At 63.5% G+C, this 18,844-nt stretch carries 17 protein-coding genes; 12 read left to right on the forward strand and 5 right to left on the reverse strand.

What is annotated here, in order from left to right:
- Positions 1-10: 10 nt before the first annotated feature.
- The gene (locus RCH09_RS08375) at positions 11-2,149 is read left to right on the forward strand and encodes a M3 family metallopeptidase (protein WP_326940614.1); all 2,139 of its coding nucleotides are present in this window, start codon (positions 11-13) and stop codon (positions 2,147-2,149) included.
- 33 nt (positions 2,150-2,182) lie between these two features.
- Here the strand turns inward: RCH09_RS08375 and RCH09_RS08380 are convergent, their stop codons facing one another.
- A complete protein-coding gene (locus tag RCH09_RS08380; RefSeq protein WP_326940615.1) occupies positions 2,183-3,277 on the reverse strand; it encodes an Acg family FMN-binding oxidoreductase in 1,095 nt (364 codons plus the stop codon).
- A gap of 24 nt (positions 3,278-3,301) precedes the next feature.
- Positions 3,302-3,514 (reverse strand): hypothetical protein, encoded by a 213-nt coding sequence (locus tag RCH09_RS08385; RefSeq protein WP_326940616.1) that lies wholly within the window; start codon positions 3,512-3,514, stop codon positions 3,302-3,304.
- Positions 3,515-3,714: 200 nt separating this feature from the next.
- Here RCH09_RS08385 and RCH09_RS08390 point away from each other — a divergent pair, with 200 nt between their 5' ends.
- From RCH09_RS08390 to RCH09_RS08405, 4 genes are all read left to right on the forward strand, one after another.
- Positions 3,715-4,179 carry a DUF2867 domain-containing protein gene (locus RCH09_RS08390; protein ID WP_326940617.1) on the forward strand — a complete coding sequence of 155 codons (465 nt, stop codon included), beginning with the start codon at positions 3,715-3,717 and terminating at the stop codon, positions 4,177-4,179.
- Positions 4,180-4,201: 22 nt separating this feature from the next.
- Positions 4,202-5,773, forward strand: coding sequence for an oleate hydratase (locus RCH09_RS08395; protein WP_326940619.1), 1,572 nt, complete (start codon positions 4,202-4,204; stop codon positions 5,771-5,773).
- A gap of 64 nt (positions 5,774-5,837) precedes the next feature.
- Positions 5,838-6,515 carry a type 1 glutamine amidotransferase domain-containing protein gene (locus tag RCH09_RS08400; RefSeq protein WP_326940620.1) on the forward strand — a complete coding sequence of 226 codons (678 nt, stop codon included), beginning with the start codon at positions 5,838-5,840 and terminating at the stop codon, positions 6,513-6,515.
- A 10-nt stretch (positions 6,516-6,525) separates the two neighbouring features.
- A complete protein-coding gene (locus tag RCH09_RS08405) occupies positions 6,526-7,962 on the forward strand; it encodes an MFS transporter (RefSeq protein WP_326940621.1) in 1,437 nt (478 codons plus the stop codon).
- A 9-nt stretch (positions 7,963-7,971) separates the two neighbouring features.
- On the opposite strand, the gene RCH09_RS08410 is transcribed toward RCH09_RS08405, so the two are convergent.
- The 3 genes from RCH09_RS08410 to RCH09_RS08420 all read right to left on the reverse strand — a co-directional run bounded on the left by RCH09_RS08410 (position 7,972) and on the right by RCH09_RS08420 (position 9,738).
- Complete coding sequence (locus tag RCH09_RS08410; protein WP_326940622.1) at positions 7,972-8,589, reverse strand: TetR/AcrR family transcriptional regulator; 618 nt, start codon at positions 8,587-8,589, stop codon at positions 7,972-7,974.
- 67 nt (positions 8,590-8,656) lie between these two features.
- Entirely contained in the window at positions 8,657-9,490 is an 834-nt protein-coding gene (locus RCH09_RS08415; RefSeq protein WP_326940623.1) for an SDR family NAD(P)-dependent oxidoreductase, read from the reverse strand.
- Entirely contained in the window at positions 9,487-9,738 is a 252-nt protein-coding gene (locus RCH09_RS08420; RefSeq protein ID WP_326940624.1) for a DUF2141 domain-containing protein, read from the reverse strand. The genes RCH09_RS08415 and RCH09_RS08420 overlap by 4 nt, the downstream gene beginning before the upstream one ends.
- A 353-nt stretch (positions 9,739-10,091) precedes the next feature.
- Between RCH09_RS08420 and RCH09_RS08425 the strand changes: the two genes are divergently transcribed.
- From RCH09_RS08425 to msrA, 7 genes are all read left to right on the forward strand, one after another.
- Positions 10,092-11,405, forward strand: a complete 1,314-nt coding sequence (locus RCH09_RS08425; RefSeq protein WP_326940625.1) for a M48 family metalloprotease — start codon at positions 10,092-10,094, stop codon at positions 11,403-11,405.
- A 36-nt stretch (positions 11,406-11,441) separates the two neighbouring features.
- On the forward strand, positions 11,442-11,801 hold the full coding sequence (locus RCH09_RS08430; protein WP_326940626.1) for a hypothetical protein: 360 nt from the start codon (positions 11,442-11,444) through the stop codon (positions 11,799-11,801).
- Positions 11,802-11,870: 69 nt separating this feature from the next.
- Complete coding sequence (locus RCH09_RS08435) at positions 11,871-13,151, forward strand: TolC family protein (protein ID WP_326940627.1); 1,281 nt, start codon at positions 11,871-11,873, stop codon at positions 13,149-13,151.
- Positions 13,148-14,380, forward strand: a complete 1,233-nt coding sequence (locus tag RCH09_RS08440; RefSeq protein ID WP_326940628.1) for an efflux RND transporter periplasmic adaptor subunit — start codon at positions 13,148-13,150, stop codon at positions 14,378-14,380. The genes RCH09_RS08435 and RCH09_RS08440 overlap by 4 nt, the downstream gene beginning before the upstream one ends.
- Positions 14,377-17,550 (forward strand): efflux RND transporter permease subunit, encoded by a 3,174-nt coding sequence (locus RCH09_RS08445; protein WP_326940629.1) that lies wholly within the window; start codon positions 14,377-14,379, stop codon positions 17,548-17,550. Before RCH09_RS08440 ends, RCH09_RS08445 begins: the two co-directional genes overlap by 4 nt.
- A gap of 35 nt (positions 17,551-17,585) precedes the next feature.
- Entirely contained in the window at positions 17,586-18,086 is a 501-nt protein-coding gene (gene msrB, locus RCH09_RS08450) for a peptide-methionine (R)-S-oxide reductase MsrB (RefSeq protein ID WP_326940630.1), read from the forward strand.
- Positions 18,083-18,682, forward strand: coding sequence for a peptide-methionine (S)-S-oxide reductase MsrA (gene msrA, locus RCH09_RS08455; protein WP_326940631.1), 600 nt, complete (start codon positions 18,083-18,085; stop codon positions 18,680-18,682). Before msrB ends, msrA begins: the two co-directional genes overlap by 4 nt.
- The last annotated feature ends 162 nt before the right edge of the window (positions 18,683-18,844 follow it).

Genomic DNA, 18,844 nt, shown 5'->3' on the forward strand with positions numbered 1-18,844 from the left:
TGAACCCCACATGTCCAGACATCTTCTGCTGATCATGGCCACCAGCCTGATTCCGCTGACCAGTTTCGCCGTCCCGCCCGCCCCGTCCAGCCAAAGCACCGAAAACCCGTTCTTCGCCGTGAGCACGCTGCCGTATCAGCTGCCGGCGTTCGACCGCATCAAGGACACCGATTACGCGCCCGCGTTCGCCGCCGGCATGCAATTGCAGCGCGATGAAATCAACGCCATCGCCGACGCCACGGCCGCACCGACCTTCGACAACACCATCGTGGCGATGGAACGCTCCGGCCGTATGCTCAGCCGCGTCGCACGCGTGTTCTTCAGTCTCAACGGCACCAACACCAATGCCGCCATGCAGGTGGTCGAACGCGACATGGCGCCGAAACTGGCGGCGCATCAGGATGCGATTCACCTCAATGGCAAGCTGTACGCGCGCATTCATGCGCTGTACGAACAACGCGCGACCCTCGGACTGGATGTGCAGTCGCTGCATCTGCTCGAACGGATCCACACTGACTTCACCCGCGCCGGCGCCGCGCTGTCGAGCGCCGACCAGGACAAGCTGCGCGTGCTGAATTCGCGCCTGGCCACGCTGCAAACCGATTTCAGCCAGAACGTGCTGAAAGAAATCAACGCTTCTGCCGTCATTGTCGATACCCGTGCCGAACTGGATGGTCTGTCCGACGCGGCCATCGCCACCGCGGCCGAAGCCGCCAAGACGCGCGGCCTGACCGGCAAGTACGTGATCGCGCTGGTCAACACCACCGGCCAGCCGCCGGCGGTATCGCTGACCAACCGTGCGCTGCGCCAGCGTCTGTATGACGCCTCGACCGTGCGCGGCATCCACGGCGGCGCCTTCGACAACCGCGCCATCGTGCTGCAACTGGCGCAACTGCGCGCCGATCGCGCCGTGCTGCTGGGTTATCCGAACCACGCTGCCTGGGTGCTGGCCGACGAAACCGCCAAGACACCGGAGGCCGTCAACAAGCTGCTGGCCCAACTGGCGCCGCCAGCGGTTGCCAACGCACGCAAGGAAGGCGCGGCGATCCAGTCGGTGATCGATGCCGACAAGGGCGGCTTCCAGCTGGAAGCGCAGGACTGGACGTTTTATACCGAGAAGGTGCGCAAGCAGAAATACGCCTTCGACGAGTCGCAATTGCGGCCCTATTTCGAACTCGACAGCGTGCTGCAGAACGGCGTCTTCTATGCCGCCAACAAGCTGTATGGCCTGAGCTTCAAGGAGCGCAAGGATCTGCCGGTGTACGACCCGAGCGTGCGCGTGTTCGAAGTGTTCGACGCCGATGGCAAACCGCTGGCGCTGTTTTTGGCCGACATGTACGCCCGCAGCAACAAGCGCGGCGGCGCATGGATGAACAGCTATGTCGAGCAATCGACGCTGTTCGGCACCAAACCGGTGGTCGCCAATCACCTCAACATCCCGCAGCCACCGGCCGGACAACCAACCCTGCTGACCTTCGACGAAGTCACCACGGCGTTCCATGAATTCGGCCATGCCTTGCACGGCATGCTGTCGAACGTGCGCTATCCGACCTTCAGCGGCACGGCCGTGCCGCGCGACTTCGTTGAATTCCCGTCGCAGGTCAACGAGATGTGGGCGATCTGGCCGGAAGTGCTGGCGCATTACGCCAGGCACTACCAGACCGGCGCGCCGATGCCGCAGGCACTGCTCGACAAGGTGCTCGCCACCCGCACCTTCAATGAAGGCTTCCGCACCACCGAATATCTGAAGGCGGCGCTGCTGGACCAGCAATGGCACCAGCTGGGCAACCAGCAGATCCCGACCGACGTGGTGGCGTTCGAAACCGACGCCCTGCATACAGCCGGAGTCGATTACGCACCAGTGCCGCCGCGCTATCGCAGCGCATATTTCTCGCATGTGTTCGCGGGCGGTTATTCGGCCGGGTATTACGCGTATATCTGGAGCGAAGTGCTGGATGCCGAGACGGTCGAGTGGTTCAAGGAGCATGGCGGCCTGACGCGCAAGAACGGCGACTGGTTCCGCCAGACCCTGCTGTCGCGCGGCGGCAGCGTCGATGCGATGACGCTGTTCCGCAATTTCCGCGGACGTGAGCCCGACATCAAGCCCTTGCTGATACGCCGCGGCCTGACTGGCGCAGCTACCCCGTAAAGCAAAAAACCGTCGCAAGACGGTTTTTTTTGGTCAGATCAACACTTGCGCCACCGGCCTGCGCAGCGAGTACGGCAAGGTCGGGCCGCGTCCGAAACGCACCACCAGATCGGGTCGCTGGCCGGACAGTCCCAGCCACTGGGCAAACTGGTTGCGCACCACCGGGACTTCAACCGGCTGGTTGACGAATGCCGTGCGCACGCCATGCACGGTGGCCGTCAGCGCGAAGCGCTCGTAGGCGCGACCGACTTCGAACCAACTGGCCGGCGTGGCCTGGTCGCCGATGAAGATCGCCACGCCGGAGGAGCTGTCCAGGTGCTTGGCATACTTCTCATTTTCGGACTGCTCGCGCAGCACCAGTTTTAGCGCCGCGCCGCCCAGCCAGGTTGGCAGGGTCGGACTGCCGGAAGCCGCCGAAAACAGGCCATCTCCCTTCTCCATTGCTTCGCGACCGTTGAAGCGTATCCACTGACGCAGCTCCTTGACGAACGCAGGGTCCTGCAGCTGCGCACTGTTTCCGGCAACCACGAAGTCCCGCACGCTGGCGATTCTGGCGCGATCGGTCAGCAGCAGCAGGCGCACACCCGCGCGGGTACCGGCGCGCTGCAGATCACCCAGCACTGCCGTCGACAGCGGCTGACGGTCGTATTCGGTACGGCTGCTTTGGCGCAAGAACAAGGCGTCGGCCAACGGCGACCGAACGATTGCGGCGGGGCTCAACCTGATTGCGATCTGCTTCATGTCAAATGTGATCTCGGCATTGCGTCCGAGCGCGTCGGCGGCCACCGCCAGGTTCTCGGTGGCGCAGCCGAGGCTGGTCCACAAATGGTGATCGTCGGGGTCCACCACCGGCGTGCGGCGCGACCAGTCCGGCCGGATCGCGATACGCCTGGGCGCCAGCGCAAAGCGCCACGGCTGCGTATTGTGGCCGTTCGCCGCCAGCGTCGCGCAGCGCACCAGCTCGTGCGATACCGTCACCGCGTCGGTCGAGCTGGCCAACGGCCGGCGCAAGGCCTGCTGCGCCGCGCCCAGGTCGTCGTCGCTATCGCATCCGGCCAGCGACACAGCGGTCGCCGGCAGACTTGCCGCCAGCAGTGCCTGCCGCAGGAATTGTCTTCTGCCGCTCATGGTGCGCCCCTGCTTTCTGGTGTGCTACTTGTTCGCTTTCAGCTGATCGCTTTGACGCTGATAGGCATCGTACGAGGCGTTGGCCTTGCCCAGGCAACGGCCCCGTTCGTCGTTGTCATTGATCTTGTAGCAATCATCCCGCTGGGCGGTCTGTCCGATAGCGTACAGTTGTTGCGACGAGCAGGCCGTGAGGCCGACGACGATGCAGCCGAGCGCAAGAATGGAAACACGATGCATGCTGGATTCTCCTGTTGGTTGGTGTGGCGCCAGCATATCTGTTCGCCGCCTGCGCGACCAGCAGGTCGGCAGCACGGCCTGGCGCAGCGCAGTTTTGACGCCGGCGAAAAGTGGTAGCGTGAGGGCGGAATGTCTCCGTTGCATGCACGAGGATCACCATGACTGCCGTTCAAGCCACTGCCCTTCCCGCCGAGTCCGCCATGCTGCAGCTGTGGCGCAGCACCGATCTGGCCGATGCGTACGTCGTCGCCTTGCCCAGCCATGCCAGCCATGACCCGGAACTGCTGGCGCGTTTTCTGTTCAGTCAGCAAGCGCGCTGGATCAGGGTGCTCATGGCGATACGCGACGCCATCGTCGCGCGCATCGGCCTGAAGACCTCCAGGCACTTCGAAAATGCACCGGGCCCGCGCGTCGGATTTTTTAAAATCATCGAAATCCGAGCGCAGGAAATCGTTTTAGGCGAAGATGATTCGCACCTCGATTTCAGATGCTCTGTGTTATTGCGCGAAAGAACTGCTTCTTCGCAACGAACGCTGATTCTGTCGACGGTCGTGCACTGCCACAACCGTACCGGGCGATTTTATCTTCGTGTGATTGCCCCATTCCATCGACTGATCGTCCAATCCATCCTGCGCCGGGCAAGCCGAAAAGGCTGGCCGCGCTGAGTTTTTTCAAGGACCAACCGCAATGAATCCTTCTTCAAAAGCCTATCTGATCGGCGGCGGCATCGGCTCACTAGCCGCTGCGGCATTCATGATCCGCGACGGCAATGTAGCCGGCCCGCAAATCACCATTTTTGAAGCCGGCCCGGTGCTCGGCGGCAGCCTCGATGCCGCCGGCGATCCCGAGCATGGCTACCACCTGCGCGGCGGGCGCATGCTCACCACCGACAATTACGAATGCACCTGGGACCTGTTCAAGACGATTCCGTCGCTGGTCAATCTGGGCCAATCGGTATTCGATGAAACGGTTGCATTCAACACGCTGCACAAACCCCATTCGCAGGCGCGACTGGTCGATCAGCACCGCACCAAAGTGCCGGTCGAATCGATGGGGTTTTCGATGAAGGACCGCCTCGAATTGCTCAAGCTGACCAACGCCGATGAAGCCACACTCGCTGCCAGCTGCATCACCGACTGGCTGTCGCCGGAATTTTTCGAGACCGAGTTCTGGTTCATGTGGGCCACCACCTTTGCCTTTCAGCCGTGGCACAGCGCCGTCGAATTCAAGCGCTATCTGCACCGCTTCATGATGGAGTTCTCACGCATCGAAACCCTGGCCGGCGTCAAGCGCACCGTGTTCAACCAGTACGATTCGCTGGTGCGCCCGCTGCAAGCCTGGCTGGAAGCACAGGGTGTGCAGTTCGTCCAGCAGTGCACCGTGACCGAGCTGGAAAATCAAACGGTGGATGGCATTTTCTCGGTCACTGCGATGCACTGCAACCGGCAGGAGCGCACTGAGATCATCCCGGTCAATGAGGGCGACCTGGTATTTTTTCAGAACGGTTCGATGACCGACGCCTCAAGCTTCGGCTCGATGACATCGGCGCCTCGCCAGTGGACCAAGGCCGACAGCGGCGGCTGGCGGCTGTGGGAAACGCTGGCCGAGGGCAGGCCGCAATTCGGCAATCCGGCCGCATTCAACAGCAATATTGCGCAGTCCTGGTGGGCCTCGTTCACGGTCACCCTCAAGACCACCGCTTTCTTCGATCAAATGGAGGCGTTCAGCGGTAATGTCGCCGGCACCGGCGGACTGGTCACATTCAAAGATTCGAACTGGCTGATGTCGATCGTGCTGGCGCACCAGCCGCATTTCGCCAATCAGCCGGACGACGTGCAAGTATTCTGGGGCTATGCGCTGTCACCCGACCGGATCGGCAATTTTGTCGCCAAGCCGATGGCGGAGTGCAACGGCGAAGAAATTCTGCAAGAGCTGTGCGGACACTTGCGGTTTGAAGCCGACACGATGGCCTCGGCCAATTGCATCCCGTGCCGCATGCCGTACATCACCAGCATGTTCATGCCGCGCCAGCACAGCGACCGGCCGCTGCCGGTGCCGCCCGGCACCAGGAATTTCGCTTTCATCAGCCAGTTTGTCGAGATCCCCGATGACGTCGTCTTCACGGTGGAGTATTCGGTGCGGGCGGCGCAGATGGCGGTATACCAGTTGCTCGGCATCGCGCGCACGGTGCCGCCGGTGACGCCGCACGACAAATCACTCAAGGTCCAGTTCGACGCCCTGATCAAGGCGTTGCAGTGATACCGCACAGACGGACTTTTCCGTACCGTGCTACGGTTCGGTTTCTGATTTTCAAGGAGTGCACATGAACATACTGATGGTATTGACCTCACACGACAAACTCGGCGACACCGGCAAGAAAACCGGTTTCTGGCTGGAAGAATTCGCCGCGCCCTACTACGTGTTCAAGGATGCCGGCGCAACCCTGACGCTGGCCTCGCCGCTCGGCGGGCAGCCACCGCTGGACCCGAAAAGCGACGCTGAAGATGCACAAACCGCCGCCACCGAACGGTTCAAGGAAGATGCCGAAGCCCAGGCTGCGCTGGCCACCACGGTCAAGCTGAACACGGTTGCGGCAAGCGATTTTGATGCGGTGTTCTATCCGGGCGGCCACGGCCCGTTGTGGGATCTGGCCGAAGACGCCACTTCCATCGCGCTGATCGAAGCCATGATCGCCGCCAGGAAGCCAGTGGTCGCGGTATGCCACGCACCGGGCGTGTTGCGGCACGTGAAGACGGCCGACGGCAAGCCGCTGGTGCAGGGTCGCGACGTGACCGGCTTTACCAACACCGAAGAAGCCGCGGCCGGCCTGACCGACGTAGTGCCGTTTCTGGTCGAGGACATGCTCAAGCAACACGGCGGCAACTATTCCAAGCTGGGCGACTGGCAAGCGCATGTGATCGTCGACGGTTTGCTGATCACCGGCCAGAATCCGGCCTCGTCGGAACCCGCCGCGCGCGAATTGCTGAAAAAACTGGGCTGACCGACCCGGCATGACCGCGCCGCTGGCCGCCCCCAACGTCAAGCGCTACCTGCCTTGGGTAGTGGCCACGGCGCTGTTCATGGAGCAGCTCGATTCGACCATCATCAACACCGCCATCCCCGCGATGGCAACCAGCCTGCAGGTCACGCCGCTGAGCCTGAAGGCGGTGGTCACCAGTTACATCCTGAGTCTGGCAGTCTGCATTCCGGTCAGTGGCTGGATTGCCGACCGCTTCGGCACCCGCCGCGTGTTCAGCGCTGCGGTCGCCATCTTTACCCTCTCCTCGATCCTGTGCGGACTATCGCTGTCGGTGCCGATGCTGGTGGCAGCACGCATCCTGCAAGGCATGGCGGCGGCCCTGATGATGCCGGTCGGCCGCCTGACCATCGTGCGCACGTTTCCCAAAGGCGAACTGCTGACGGCGATGAACTTCGTGATCATCCCGGCCCTGATCGGCCCCCTGCTCGGCCCGACCATTGGCGGCCTGATCGTGCACTGGCTGCCATGGCGCGTGATCTTTTTCATCAACGTGCCGGTCGGCCTGGCGGCCCAATTCCTGATTCACCGCCACATGCCCGACTATCGCGGCGACACGCCGCGCCCGCTCGATGTGATCGGCCTGATCCTGTTTGGCAGCGGCACGGCGCTGTTGTCGTGGCTGCTGGAAGTGTTCGGCGCACATCAACTTGACCTGTGGTCGGGCGTGTTCCTGTCGGCCTTGTCGGTGGCGCTGCTGCTGGCCTATGTGCTGCATGCGCGCCGCATCGAATTTCCGCTGTTGCGACTGGCGCTGTTCAAGGTCCGCACCTTCCGCGTGTCGGTGGTGGGCGGCTTCATCACGCGCCTCGGCGTGGGTGGCCTGCCGTTCCTGCTGCCGCTGCTGTATCAGCTTGGCCTCGGTCTGCCGGCGTGGCAATCCGGCCTGCTGATGATGCCGGCGGCGGCTGGCGCGATGGGCATGAAGCTGGTCGCAACACACTTGCTGCGGCGCTTCGGCTATCGCCAGATCCTGATCGTCAATACGGTCCTGATCGGCATCACGATCAGCCTGTTTGCCACCGTCACGGCAGGCACGCCGCTGCTGCTGATCGTCGGCCTGAGTCTCGCGCAGGGACTGTTCAATTCGCTGCAATTCTCCAGCATGAATTCGATGGCCTATGCCGACATCACCACCGCCGACTCCAGCATGGCCAGCACCATTGCCAGCTCACTGCAGCAAATGTCGATGAGCTTCGGGCTGGCCTGCGGCTCGCTGGTGACGGCCTGGTATCTGGGCGCGCTGCCGGAATCGGACCGGCTGGCGGTGACCTCGGCGCTGCATCACGCGTTCCTGACATTGGGCGTGGTGACGGCGCTGTCGTCGGCGTCGTTCTGGGCGCTGCGCAAGGACGATGGGGAAAGTGTCAGCAAGGGCGCGGCGCCTGTCCCGGAGACGCCGGCGGCATGAACGCCGCCGTCATCGGCGTGCTGCCAACGCCGCGCTGACCATGTCCATCATGTGCGCGCTGGCGGTGGCCAGCACAGTCGCGCCGAGATCGAGCTTGTCGATGCAATTGCCATTCATGACCCCGGCCAGTCCATGCATTGACGACCAGATGAACAGTGCGTCGAGCTCGACCAGTTCGCGTTGATCGGCGGACGCACCGTGCATGCGCCGCAGCACCTGCCGCAGGATGTCAAAGGCGTGCACGGCATCCCGCACCAGAGCAGGATGTTCGGCCGACTGCGGCCACGGCGTGCTGAACATCAGCCGGTATTCCAGCGGGCGCTCCCTGGCGAAACTGAGATACTGACGGCCCAATCCGGCCAGGTCGTCGCGCGGTTCGTCCACATGGATGCGCGCATCGAGATGCTCGGCAAACTCGTTGAAACACCTGCGCATGACCTCCGCCAGCAAATGGTCGCGGCTCGGATAGTGCCGGTACGGCGCCTGGTGCGAGACCTTGAGCTTGCGCGCCACATCGCGCAGGCTGAGGTTCTCAATGCCACGCTCGGCGATGACTTCGCGCGCGGCGACAATACAGGCGTCGCGCAACGCCATCGGGACGGCAACGGCTTTCGTTTTCTTCGGCATGGGCCGCAGGCATTCAGGATCGACAAGGCGAGAAAGTTACCACGGACGATCAACCCGCCCCGCCGTATCAATGCACCGGCCGCTTCAACACCGAGGCCGGGGCCGATTGATGCGCAGTCATGTCGCCCATCACTTTTTTGATCACCATGATCTTGGCCCAACGTGGCAACGGCGCCAACGACCATCCCAGCAGCTTCGACAGCCAGCCGGGCCGCACCGTGGTCCTGCGTCCCAGCGCTGCCAGGGTGCCGCGCGCCACCACGTCAGGCTCCTGGCTCATCGCCATGCGCATGTCGGCGCGCTGCGCGAAGCCGCTGCGGATCGGACCCGGCGCCGAGGCCACCACATCCACGCCCAGCGGCGCCAGCTCGGCGTGCAAGCCCTCGGCCAGCGTCTGCACGTAAGCCTTCGTCGCGGCGTAATTGGCGGCACGCGGCACGCCGTGGAACGCCAGCAGCGAGCTCATCAGCACCAGCCCACCGCGACCGCGGGTGGCGAAACGCCGGGCATAGTGCCAGCTCAGTGCAAGCACGGCGGCGCAATTCACCTCAAGCATGTCGCTTTCCGCCGCCAGCGACGCAGCAATGAACGGACCCGAGGTGCCGAACCCAGCCGCAGCAACCAGCAAACACACGTCGAGATCGATGGTCGCCTCCGCCATCTCGTGCAGCGCGCGCCGGTCGGACAGGTCGGCCACCAGCACCCGGCAGGCGATGCCGTGCGCACGCGTCAGTTCATCGGCAAGCGCATGCAGCAGCGCAGTGCGTCGCGCCACCAGAACCAGATTCAAACCGGCGGCGGCCAACTGACAGGCAAACGCGCGACCGATGCCATCCGACGCCCCGGTGACCACCGCCCACTCACCATAGCGCGGGCGAAACGCCGACGATGCGCGGCTCATTCCGACACCCGAATATCAATGACGACTTCCTTGTTGTCACTTGCCACCTTGAAGGCCGCCTCGTCGAATCTCGGCGCGCGCATTCTCGGTCGAACCTCGTTCGAAACACCCCATTGCTCCATCGGCAACCCGATAAAATTCGTATCGAAGAGTTTGGTCGTATGGACCACTGCAGGCAACGCAACAGCGATCATCATTGCCGTAAGTTGCCGCCGTACCGCGCCGGGTGTAAATGAAACAGCAAGCATGGCTACCTCCATTCGCAAGGGGCTGCGATCACGTTTCAGCTGACACTGTCAACACAGCATAGGAGACGTGGTTGACAGCGTCAACCCAAAGCATGGCTGGCAAATGACCGGCGTCAAACCGGCAGGCTTGCTGCGGCGCTTCGGCTAGCGCCAGATCCTGGCTGGTATCGGCGGCGGCGACGGCCACGTTGGGAGAGCGCGTTTAGTCGGATCGATTGACCAACGCGACAACAACGACGACGCCCTGCGGCAAGGCGCGCCAGGTCGCGCCCGGCACTGGCCAAAACCGTCGCACTTTATGGCACACTCCCGCTCTGGCACATGTCACAACAACAACCAGAACGAGACTACCCATGACCCTCAAATCCTTCTTCATTTTGCTCGGCCTGATGCTGGCGCTGACCGGCGTCATCGGCCTGAATGCCCCCTTGTCGGACAACGCCGCCGCCCGCAGCGCAGCCCTGATCGCACCGGCTGGCGACGCCTGGCGCGCCGCCCTGCCGGCCGATCCCGAAGCCGCCACGGCGGCCTACATGGCACGCCTGTCGCCGGCGGCCAAGGCGCGCTCGGACGCGTATTTCGAAGGCGGTTACTGGCTGCAGCTCTGGGGCTTCATCGTCACCGTGCTGGCCTGCTGGGCGATGCTGGCCAGCGGCGTATTGAACCGGCTCGGTGCAGCGCTGGAGCGCACGCCGCTGCGTCGGGTGCGGCGACTGCTGCTGCCAATGGCGTTCGTGCTGCTACTGAGTTTGCTGTCGGCGCCGCTGGCGGTGTTCCAGGATTTTTATCGCGAGCATGCGTATGGACTGGCCAATCTGCATTTCGGCGCATGGATCGGTGAGCAACTGATCGGGCTGGCAGTGTCATGCGTGGCAGGCGGCCTGTTTCTGGCGGCGATCGGCGGGCTGCTGCGACGTGCGCCGCGCAACTGGTGGGCCTGGGGAACCGGTGTGAGCCTGGTGTTCCTGCTGGTAATGCTGGTGATCGGGCCGGTGTATCTGGCGCCCCTGTTCAACACCTACAAACCGCTCGACGACGGCCCGGTGAAGAGCGCCATCCTGTCGATGGCGCGCGCCAATGGCGTCCCGACCGGCAATGTGCAGACCATGGATTCGTCGAAGCAGAGCAATCGCATCAGTGCCAACGTCTCCGGCCTGTTCGGCACCATCGCAATCAGCCTGAACGACAACCTGCTCAACCGCACCACGCTGCCAGAAATCAAGGGCGTGATGGGCCATGAACTCGGTCACTACGTGCTGAACCACTCCTGGAAGCTGTTGATGGGATTCGGCATGATCATGGCCACCGGCTTTCTGTTCCTGAGGTGGTCGCTGGCGGCATCGGTCAGGCGCTGGGGCGCGCGCTTCGGTATCGCCGACCAGCCCGATCAGGCCGCCTTGCCGCTGTTTGCAATCCTGTTTTCGGCGTATGTGCTGGTGATGACGCCGCTGCTGAACACCCAGATTCGGGTGGTCGAGGAAGAAGCGGACATCTTCGGCCTGAACGCCTCGGCCGAGCCCAACGGCTTCGCCGAAGCCGATTTGCAGCTGACCGAATACCGCAAGTCCGATCCCGGTGCGCTGGAGGAATTTTTCTTTTTCGATCATCCGAGCCCGCGCAAGCGGATTTTCTCGGCCATGCGCTGGCGCGCCGAGCATCTGAAATAGACCAATCTCGATTACACTGCGTCAACCGAGCCCATCATGAACAACTGCCTACAGCGTGCCTGCATCGCCTTTGCCGTCAGCTTCTGCCTGCTGTTCTCGCAGCTCGCGTTGGCGGCTTATGCGTGCCCGGCGATGGCGCCATCGATGCAGTTCATGCCAGGCTGCGCCGGAATGGACCAGGCCCAACCGGCGCTCTGTCACGCCTACCATCATGCCGATCCGCAATCGTACGATGCCCCCGATCTGCCGCAGGTGACGCTGTTCCAGCCGACCCAACTGGTGATGCTGCTGGCAATGCAGTCCGACACACCGCACCAGCCAACCCACGGATTTGCCATCCCGCCGCGTTCCGGCGCCCCGCCGCTCCTGATCGAGCATTGCTGTTTCCGTATTTGACACTCCCGAACCGTTGATCCGTGTGTCGCGCCGATGCGCGATGCGATCCTTCGTTTCGTGGAGTCCCTCATGCCCCTGATTTCCTTGACGCGCCTGCGCCCTGTCCTGCTTCTTGCAGGAATGTTCAGCCTTGCCGCCCATGCCACCGACGCGCCGCTCACGCTGGCGGCAGCACAACAGCGCGCTATCGCCCATTCGCGCCAACTGGGGGCGCATGACGCTGCCACGGCGGCGGCGTGGGAGCTCGCCGTGGCGGCGGCACAGTTGCCCGATCCGGTGCTCAAGACCGGCATCGACAATCTGCCCGTCACCGGCGCCGACCGCCTGAACGTGGCGTCGGATTTCATGACGATGCGCCGCATCGGCGTGATGCAGGAACTCACCGGCAGCGCCAAGCGCACGCTGCGCAGCGCCGTGCAACTGCGCCAGGCCGATAAATCCATCGCGCAAAAAAGCGCCAGCCGCACCGAAATCCGGCGCGCCACCGCGCTGGCCTGGCTGGATCGTTATTACGCCGAGCAGATGCTGCGCGTGATGGATGAGCAGCTGGTCCAGGCCCATGCCGAGGTCGATGCCGCCGCGCGCCAGTATCGCAACGCGCGCAGTGCACTGACCGAGGTGCTGTCGACACAGAGCGCGCTGGCGCTGCTGGACGATCAGCGCAACGAGCTGGAACGGCGGCAACGCAATGCCGTCACGCAGCTGGAGCGCTGGACCGGCAGCATCGACCCGGCGCCACTGACCGGGCGGCCGGATATCCATCGACTGCCGCTCGACGGCGCCACGCTGGCCACCGCATTGCAGCGCGAACCGCAGATCGCCACGCTCGCGGCACAGGAAGAGATTGCGCGTACCGAGGCCCAGCTGGCGGAAGCCGAAAAGAAATCCGACTGGAGCGTCGAAGTCAGCTTTGCATTGCGTGGGCCGGCGTATTCCAACATGGCCTCGATTGGCCTGTCGCGGCCGATCCAGTGGGATCAGGGCAACCGCCAGGACCGCGCTGTCAGCGCCAGACTGGCCGGGCTCGAGCAGGCCCGGGCCGAACGCGACGAGGCGTTGCGCGACCGGATCGCCCAAACCCGCATGCAGCTGACCGACTGGGAAATTGGCCTGCAGCGGCATGCACGCTATGACACCGCATTGCTTCCGCTGGCACGACAGCGCAGCGCCGCCACCGAATCGGCATGGCGCAGCGGCAAGGCCACGCTGACCGAACTGCTGCAGGCGCGCCGCGGCGAAATCGAGGTGAAGCTGGTCGCGCTGGAGCACGAAGCCGCGATCGCACGACTGTGGGCGCAACTGAATTTTCTGCTGCCCGACGAGACAACCGCAACCGGGGAACCCCAATGAAGCCACGCCAGGTCCTGATCGCAGCAGCCGTTACTGCGGTACTTGTCGGCGTGGGCGCCGGTCTGTACACGCTCGGCAAGCAGCACGCGATGCAAGCCATGCCGGCAACGCCGGCACCCGCCAGAAAAGTCCTGTACTGGCATGACCCGATGGTGCCGGCGCAAAAGTTCGACAAGCCCGGGCCGTCGCCTTTCATGGACATGCAACTGGTGCCGGTGTATGCCGATGCCGGCGACGACAACGGCAGCGTGCGCATCGACCCGCGCGTGCAACAGAATCTTGGCGTACGCACTGCGACGGTCAGCGTCGGCACCGCCATGCCCACCCTCAGCGCGGTGGGCACGGTCGGCTGGAACGAACGCGATGTCACGCTGGTGCAGGCCCGCGCCAACGGCTATGTTGAAAAACTGATGGTGCGGGCAGTGCTCGATCCGGTGCGCAAGGGGCAGCCGATTGCCGAGCTGTACGCGCCGGACTGGAGCGCCGCGCAGGAAGAATTCCTGACCGTGCAACGCCTGCAGGACGCCAGCCTGCTCGACGGCGCGCGCCAACGCATGCGCGTGGCCGGGATGAATGACGCGCAGATCCGCCAGTTCGAACGCAGCGGCAAGGTACAGGCGCGCACCACCATCAGCGCGCCGCAAGACGGCGTCGTCACCGAGCTCGCGGTGCGCGAAGGCAGCACGGTCGCGCTCGGCGCGCCGCTGCTGCGCATCAATGGCAACGGCACCGTGTGGGTGCTCGCCGAGGTGCCGGAAAGCCAGGCCGCGCAGATGCGTCCGGGGCAGACGGTCGAAGCACGCACCGCAGCGTTGCCGGGCGCGGTATTCAAGGGCCGCGTCGGCGCGCTGCTGCCTGACGTCAACGCCGCAACACGCACCATCAAGGCCCGCATCGAGCTGGCCAATCCGGGCGGCCGGCTGCTGCCGGGGATGTTTGCGACACTGACATTTTCCGGCGGCGCCGGCGCCCAGGTCCTGCTGATTCCATCCGAAGCGGTGATCCAGACCGGCACCCGCAGCATCGTCATGCTGGCGCAGGGCGACGGCAAGTTCGCGCCGGTCGAGATTCGCACCGGCGCCGAATCGAACGGCCAGACCATCGTGACCCAGGGATTGACGGCTGGCCAGAAAGTCGTCACCTCGGCGCAGTTCCTGATCGATTCCGAAGCCAGCCTGAAAGGCACCACCACGCGCATGCTGGCACCGGCGGCCGAGGCCGGCAAATGATTGCGCGCATCATTCGCTGGTCCATCGCCAACCGCTTCCTGGTATTGCTGGCGACCGTGTTCGTCAGCGCCTGGGGCCTGTGGAGTCTGGCGCAAACGCCGCTGGATGCGATTCCCGACCTGTCCGACGTGCAGGTCATCATCCGCACCAGCTATCCCGGCCAGGCGCCGCAGATTGTCGAGAACCAGGTCACCTATCCGCTCACCACCACCATGCTGTCGGTGCCGGGCGCGAAGACGGTGCGTGGCTATTCGTTTTTCGGCGATTCGTTTGTGTACGTACTCTTCGAGGACGGCACCGATCCCTACTGGGCCCGCTCGCGCGTGCTGGAATACCTGAATCAGGTGCAGTCGCGCCTGCCGGCGCAGGCCAGGACCGCGCTCGGCCCGGACGCCACCGGGGTCGGCTGGATCTATGAATACGTCCTCACCGATCGCAGCGGCAAGACCGACCTGTCGCAATTGCGCGCCTTGCAGGACTGGTTCCTGAAGTTCGAACTCAAGGCGGTGCCAAATGTCTCGGAAGTCGCCAGCATCGGCGGCATGGTGCGCCAGTATCAGGTGGTGCTCGATCCGGACAAGCTGCGCGCCTACGGCATCCCGCACGGCAAGGTGCTCGAGGCCCTGCGCCGCGCCAATCAGGAAAGCGGCGGCGCCGTGCTGGAGCTGGCCGAAGCGGAATACATGGTGCGTTCATCGGGCTATCTGCGCAGCCTCGACGACTTCCGCCAGATCGGTCTGAGCAGCACCGATGCCGGTGTTGCGGTCCGGCTCGGCGACGTCGCGCGGATTCAGATCGGTCCCGAAATGCGGCGTGGCATCGCCGACCTGAATGGCGAAGGCGAAGTCGCCGGTGGCGTGATCATCATGCGCTCCGGCAAAAATGCGCTCGATACCATCGCGGCCGTCAAGGCCAAATTGGCCGTACTGAAAGCGAGCCTGCCAGCCGGGGTCGAGATCACGCCGGTGTATGACCGCTCGACGCTGATCGGCAACGCGATCACGCATCTCAAGCAGAAATTGCTGGAAGAGTTTCTGGTGGTGGCGCTGGTCTGTGCGCTGTTCCTGTTTCATCTGCGCTCGGCGCTGGTGGCCATCATCACGCTGCCGATCGGCATCCTGATCGCCTTCATCGCGATGCACTATCAAGGCGTCAATGCCAACATCATGTCGCTGGGCGGGATTGCGATTGCCGTCGGCGCCATGGTCGATGGCGCGGTGGTGATGATCGAAAACGCCCACAAGCATCTGGAAGCCTGGCAGCAGCAGCACCCGGACCAGCGCATCAGCGCATCAGCACGCTGGCAGGTGATCGCCGACGCGACCGCCGAGGTCGGACCGGCGCTGTTTTTTTCGTTGCTGATCATCGTGCTGTCGTTCATTCCGGTGTTTACGCTGGAGGCGCAGGAAGGCAAGCTGTTCGCGCCGCTGGCGTTCACCAAGAGTTATGTGATGGCGGCGGCGGCGCTGCTGTCGATTACCCTCATCCCGGTCCTGATGGGCTATCTGATCCGCGGACGCATTCCGGGCGAGCACAGCAATCCGCTCAATCGCTGGCTGATTGCGTTGTACCGGCCGTTGCTCGACGGCGTGCTGCGCTTTCCCAAAATGACCTTGCTGGCGGCCGGATTGATCGCGCTGCTGACACTGTGGCCAGCGTCGCAACTGGGCGGTGAATTCATGCCGCCACTGGATGAGGGCGACCTGCTCTACATGCCATCGGCCCTGCCCGGCATCGGCGCCGGCAAGGTCGCCGAACTGCTGCAGCAAACCGACCGCCTGATCAAGACCGTGCCGGAAGTCGCCACCGTGTTCGGCAAAGCCGGGCGCGCCGAAACGGCGACCGATCCGGCGCCGCTGGAGATGTTCGAGATCACCATCCAGTTCAAGCCGCGCGCGCAGTGGCGCAGCGGCATGACGCCCGACAGGCTGATCGAGGAACTGGACCGCACGGTGCGCATCCCGGGCCTGTCGAACATCTGGGTGCCACCAATCCGCAACCGCATCGACATGCTGGCGACCGGCATCAAGAGTCCGGTCGGCGTCAAGGTGGCCGGCGCCAGCCTGCAGGAAATCGACCGCATCACGGCAGCGATCGAACGGGTGGTCAAACGCGTGCCGGGTGTCTCGTCGGCGCTGGCGGAACGCCTCAACGGCGGGCGTTACATCGATATCCAGATCGACCGCGACGCCGCCGCCAGATACGGCATGGCGATTGCCGACGTGCAGAGCATCGTCTCGGCCGCGATCGGCGGCGACAACGTCGGCGAGACGGTCGAGGGCTTGCAGCGCTTTCCCATCAACGTGCGCTATCCGCGCGAGTTGCGCGACTCGGTGGAACAGATTCGCAACCTGTCGGTGCTGACCGAGCGCGGCGCGCAACTTCGACTGGGCGACCTCGCCGCCATCCGCATCACCGATGGCCCGCCGATGCTCAAGAGTGAAAATGCGCGCCTGTCGGGCTGGGTGTATGTCGACATTCGCGGACGCGATCTGCGCTCGGCGGTGCGCGACATGCAGCAGGCAGTGGCCAACGAGGTACGGCTGCCGCCGGGCTACGCGGTATCCTGGTCTGGCCAGTTCGAGTATCTGGAACGTGCCACGGCGAAGCTGAAAGTGGTTGTGCCAGCCACGCTGATGATCATCTTCGTGTTGCTGTACCTGATTTTCAAACGCATCGATGAAGCAGTGCTGATCATGGCCACGCTACCGCTGGCGCTGGCCGGTGGCGTCTGGCTATTGTGGCTGCTGGGTCATCAGGTGTCGGTGGCCAGCGCGGTCGGCTTCATTGCGCTGGCAGGCGTCGCCGCCGAATTCGGCGTGATCATGCTGCTGTATCTGACGCACGCGTGGGACGCCAGCATGGCGGCCGGGAAATCGACCGAGGCCGATCTGCTGGACGCGATCCGCGCCGGCGCCGTGCTGCGGGTGCGCCCGAAAGCGATGACCGTCACCGTCATCGTGGCCGGACTGGTGCCCATCATGCTGGGCGCCGGTACCGGATCGGAAGTCATGCAACGGATTGCCGCGCCCATGGTCGGCGGCATGCTGAGTGCGCCATTGCTATCGATGTTCGTGGTGCCAGCCGTGTATTTCCTGATCAGACGACGTGCGCTTGCCGAAAAATGTAAGGCCGAGCCGCTCCAAGCGACAAATCCGCAGCACGACTAAACTACCCCCCACCCAATCGCTTCCACGGAGACATCATGGATCGTCGTCAACTGATCAAAACCCTGTCCGGCCTGTTCGGCGGCGCCGCGCTGCTGCATTTTTCGCCATCGGCGCTGGCGGCCAACATCGTTAACAAAACCCGCGAGCAATGGAAAAAACTGCTGCCGCCCGAGAGCTACGACGTGCTGTTCGAAGAAGGCACCGAACGCCCGTTTTCCAGCCCGCTGAACAATGAAAAACACGCCGGCACGTTTGTCTGCCTGGCCTGCAATCAACCGGTATTCAAGAGCACCACCAAGTTCGACAGCGGCACCGGCTGGCCGAGTTTTTTCGATGCGATTCCGGACGCGCTGGTGACCAAGAAGGATTTCAAGATCATCCTGCCACGCACCGAATACCACTGCGCCCGTTGCGGCGGCCACCATGGCCATGTGTTCGACGACGGTCCGAAGCCTACCGGCCTGCGTTATTGCAATAACGGTGTCGCATTGAAATTCATTCCCGACGGCCAGAAACTCCCGGAGCTGCTGACATGAAGCGTTTTTCCCTGTTCCTGACCACCCTGTTGCTGGCCGCCGCGGCACACGCACAATCGCCAGCGCCGGCGCCGGCCACCGCCGTGTTTGGCGGCGGCTGCTTCTGGTGCATGGAAGCCGATTTTGAAAAGCTGCCCGGCGTGATCACTGCGGAGTCGGGCTATGCCGGCGGCAAGCTGGTCAACCCGAGCTACGAGCAGGTCAGCGCCGGCAACAGCGGCCACATCGAAGTCGTCAAGGTGACCTACGATCCGGCAAAACTGACGTACGCGGCCCTGCTCGATTATTTCTGGCACCACATCGATCCGACCGTCCAGAACCGCCAGTTCTGCGACAGCGGCAACCAGTATCGCAGCGCCGTGTTCGTCGAAACCGATGCGCAGCGTGCCGCCCTCGAAGCCAGCAAGGCCGCCATCCTGAAAGCCGGCGTGGTCAAGCAGATTTATACCGACACGATCCCGTTGACCAGGTTTTATCCGGCCGAGGACTACCACCAGGATTACTACAAGAAGAATCCGATCCGCTATGCGTATTACCGTTCGGGTTGTGGGCGGGATGCGCGGGTGGCTGAAGTTTGGGGGACGGGCAAGCTCTAGGGAAACGCGGAACAAATCGAATTCCGCTTGTTTGACGGCGTAGCGCGGGATTTTTGTTCGCGTTACGGGGGGTGTAAATAATTTTGTGTAATCGGTCATTTGGCAGGAGACTGCCAGCCACAAGGAAAACAATGACCAAACGCAAAGTTGTACAGCCCGACC

It is taken from the genome of Actimicrobium sp. GrIS 1.19 (genome assembly GCF_035984655.1).
In the GTDB taxonomy this organism is placed as follows: Bacteria; Pseudomonadota; Gammaproteobacteria; order Burkholderiales; family Burkholderiaceae_D; genus Actimicrobium.

Bases quoted from the DNA above. Each gene is read 5' to 3' on its own strand.
- RCH09_RS08375 (WP_326940614.1), top strand. From the start codon at position 11: ATGTCCAGACATCTTCTGCTGATCATGGCCACCAGCCTGATTCCGCTG.
- RCH09_RS08380 (WP_326940615.1), bottom strand. From the start codon at position 3,277: ATGAGCGGCAGAAGACAATTCCTGCGGCAGGCACTGCTGGCGGCAAGT.
- RCH09_RS08385 (WP_326940616.1), bottom strand. From the start codon at position 3,514: ATGCATCGTGTTTCCATTCTTGCGCTCGGCTGCATCGTCGTCGGCCTC.
- RCH09_RS08390 (WP_326940617.1), top strand. From the start codon at position 3,715: ATGCTGCAGCTGTGGCGCAGCACCGATCTGGCCGATGCGTACGTCGTC.
- RCH09_RS08395 (WP_326940619.1), top strand. From the start codon at position 4,202: ATGAATCCTTCTTCAAAAGCCTATCTGATCGGCGGCGGCATCGGCTCA.
- RCH09_RS08400 (WP_326940620.1), top strand. From the start codon at position 5,838: ATGAACATACTGATGGTATTGACCTCACACGACAAACTCGGCGACACC.
- RCH09_RS08405 (WP_326940621.1), top strand. From the start codon at position 6,526: ATGACCGCGCCGCTGGCCGCCCCCAACGTCAAGCGCTACCTGCCTTGG.
- RCH09_RS08410 (WP_326940622.1), bottom strand. From the start codon at position 8,589: ATGCCGAAGAAAACGAAAGCCGTTGCCGTCCCGATGGCGTTGCGCGAC.
- RCH09_RS08415 (WP_326940623.1), bottom strand. From the start codon at position 9,490: ATGAGCCGCGCATCGTCGGCGTTTCGCCCGCGCTATGGTGAGTGGGCG.
- RCH09_RS08420 (WP_326940624.1), bottom strand. From the start codon at position 9,738: ATGCTTGCTGTTTCATTTACACCCGGCGCGGTACGGCGGCAACTTACG.
- RCH09_RS08425 (WP_326940625.1), top strand. From the start codon at position 10,092: ATGACCCTCAAATCCTTCTTCATTTTGCTCGGCCTGATGCTGGCGCTG.
- RCH09_RS08430 (WP_326940626.1), top strand. From the start codon at position 11,442: ATGAACAACTGCCTACAGCGTGCCTGCATCGCCTTTGCCGTCAGCTTC.
- RCH09_RS08435 (WP_326940627.1), top strand. From the start codon at position 11,871: ATGCCCCTGATTTCCTTGACGCGCCTGCGCCCTGTCCTGCTTCTTGCA.
- RCH09_RS08440 (WP_326940628.1), top strand. From the start codon at position 13,148: ATGAAGCCACGCCAGGTCCTGATCGCAGCAGCCGTTACTGCGGTACTT.
- RCH09_RS08445 (WP_326940629.1), top strand. From the start codon at position 14,377: ATGATTGCGCGCATCATTCGCTGGTCCATCGCCAACCGCTTCCTGGTA.
- msrB (WP_326940630.1), top strand. From the start codon at position 17,586: ATGGATCGTCGTCAACTGATCAAAACCCTGTCCGGCCTGTTCGGCGGC.
- msrA (WP_326940631.1), top strand. From the start codon at position 18,083: ATGAAGCGTTTTTCCCTGTTCCTGACCACCCTGTTGCTGGCCGCCGCG.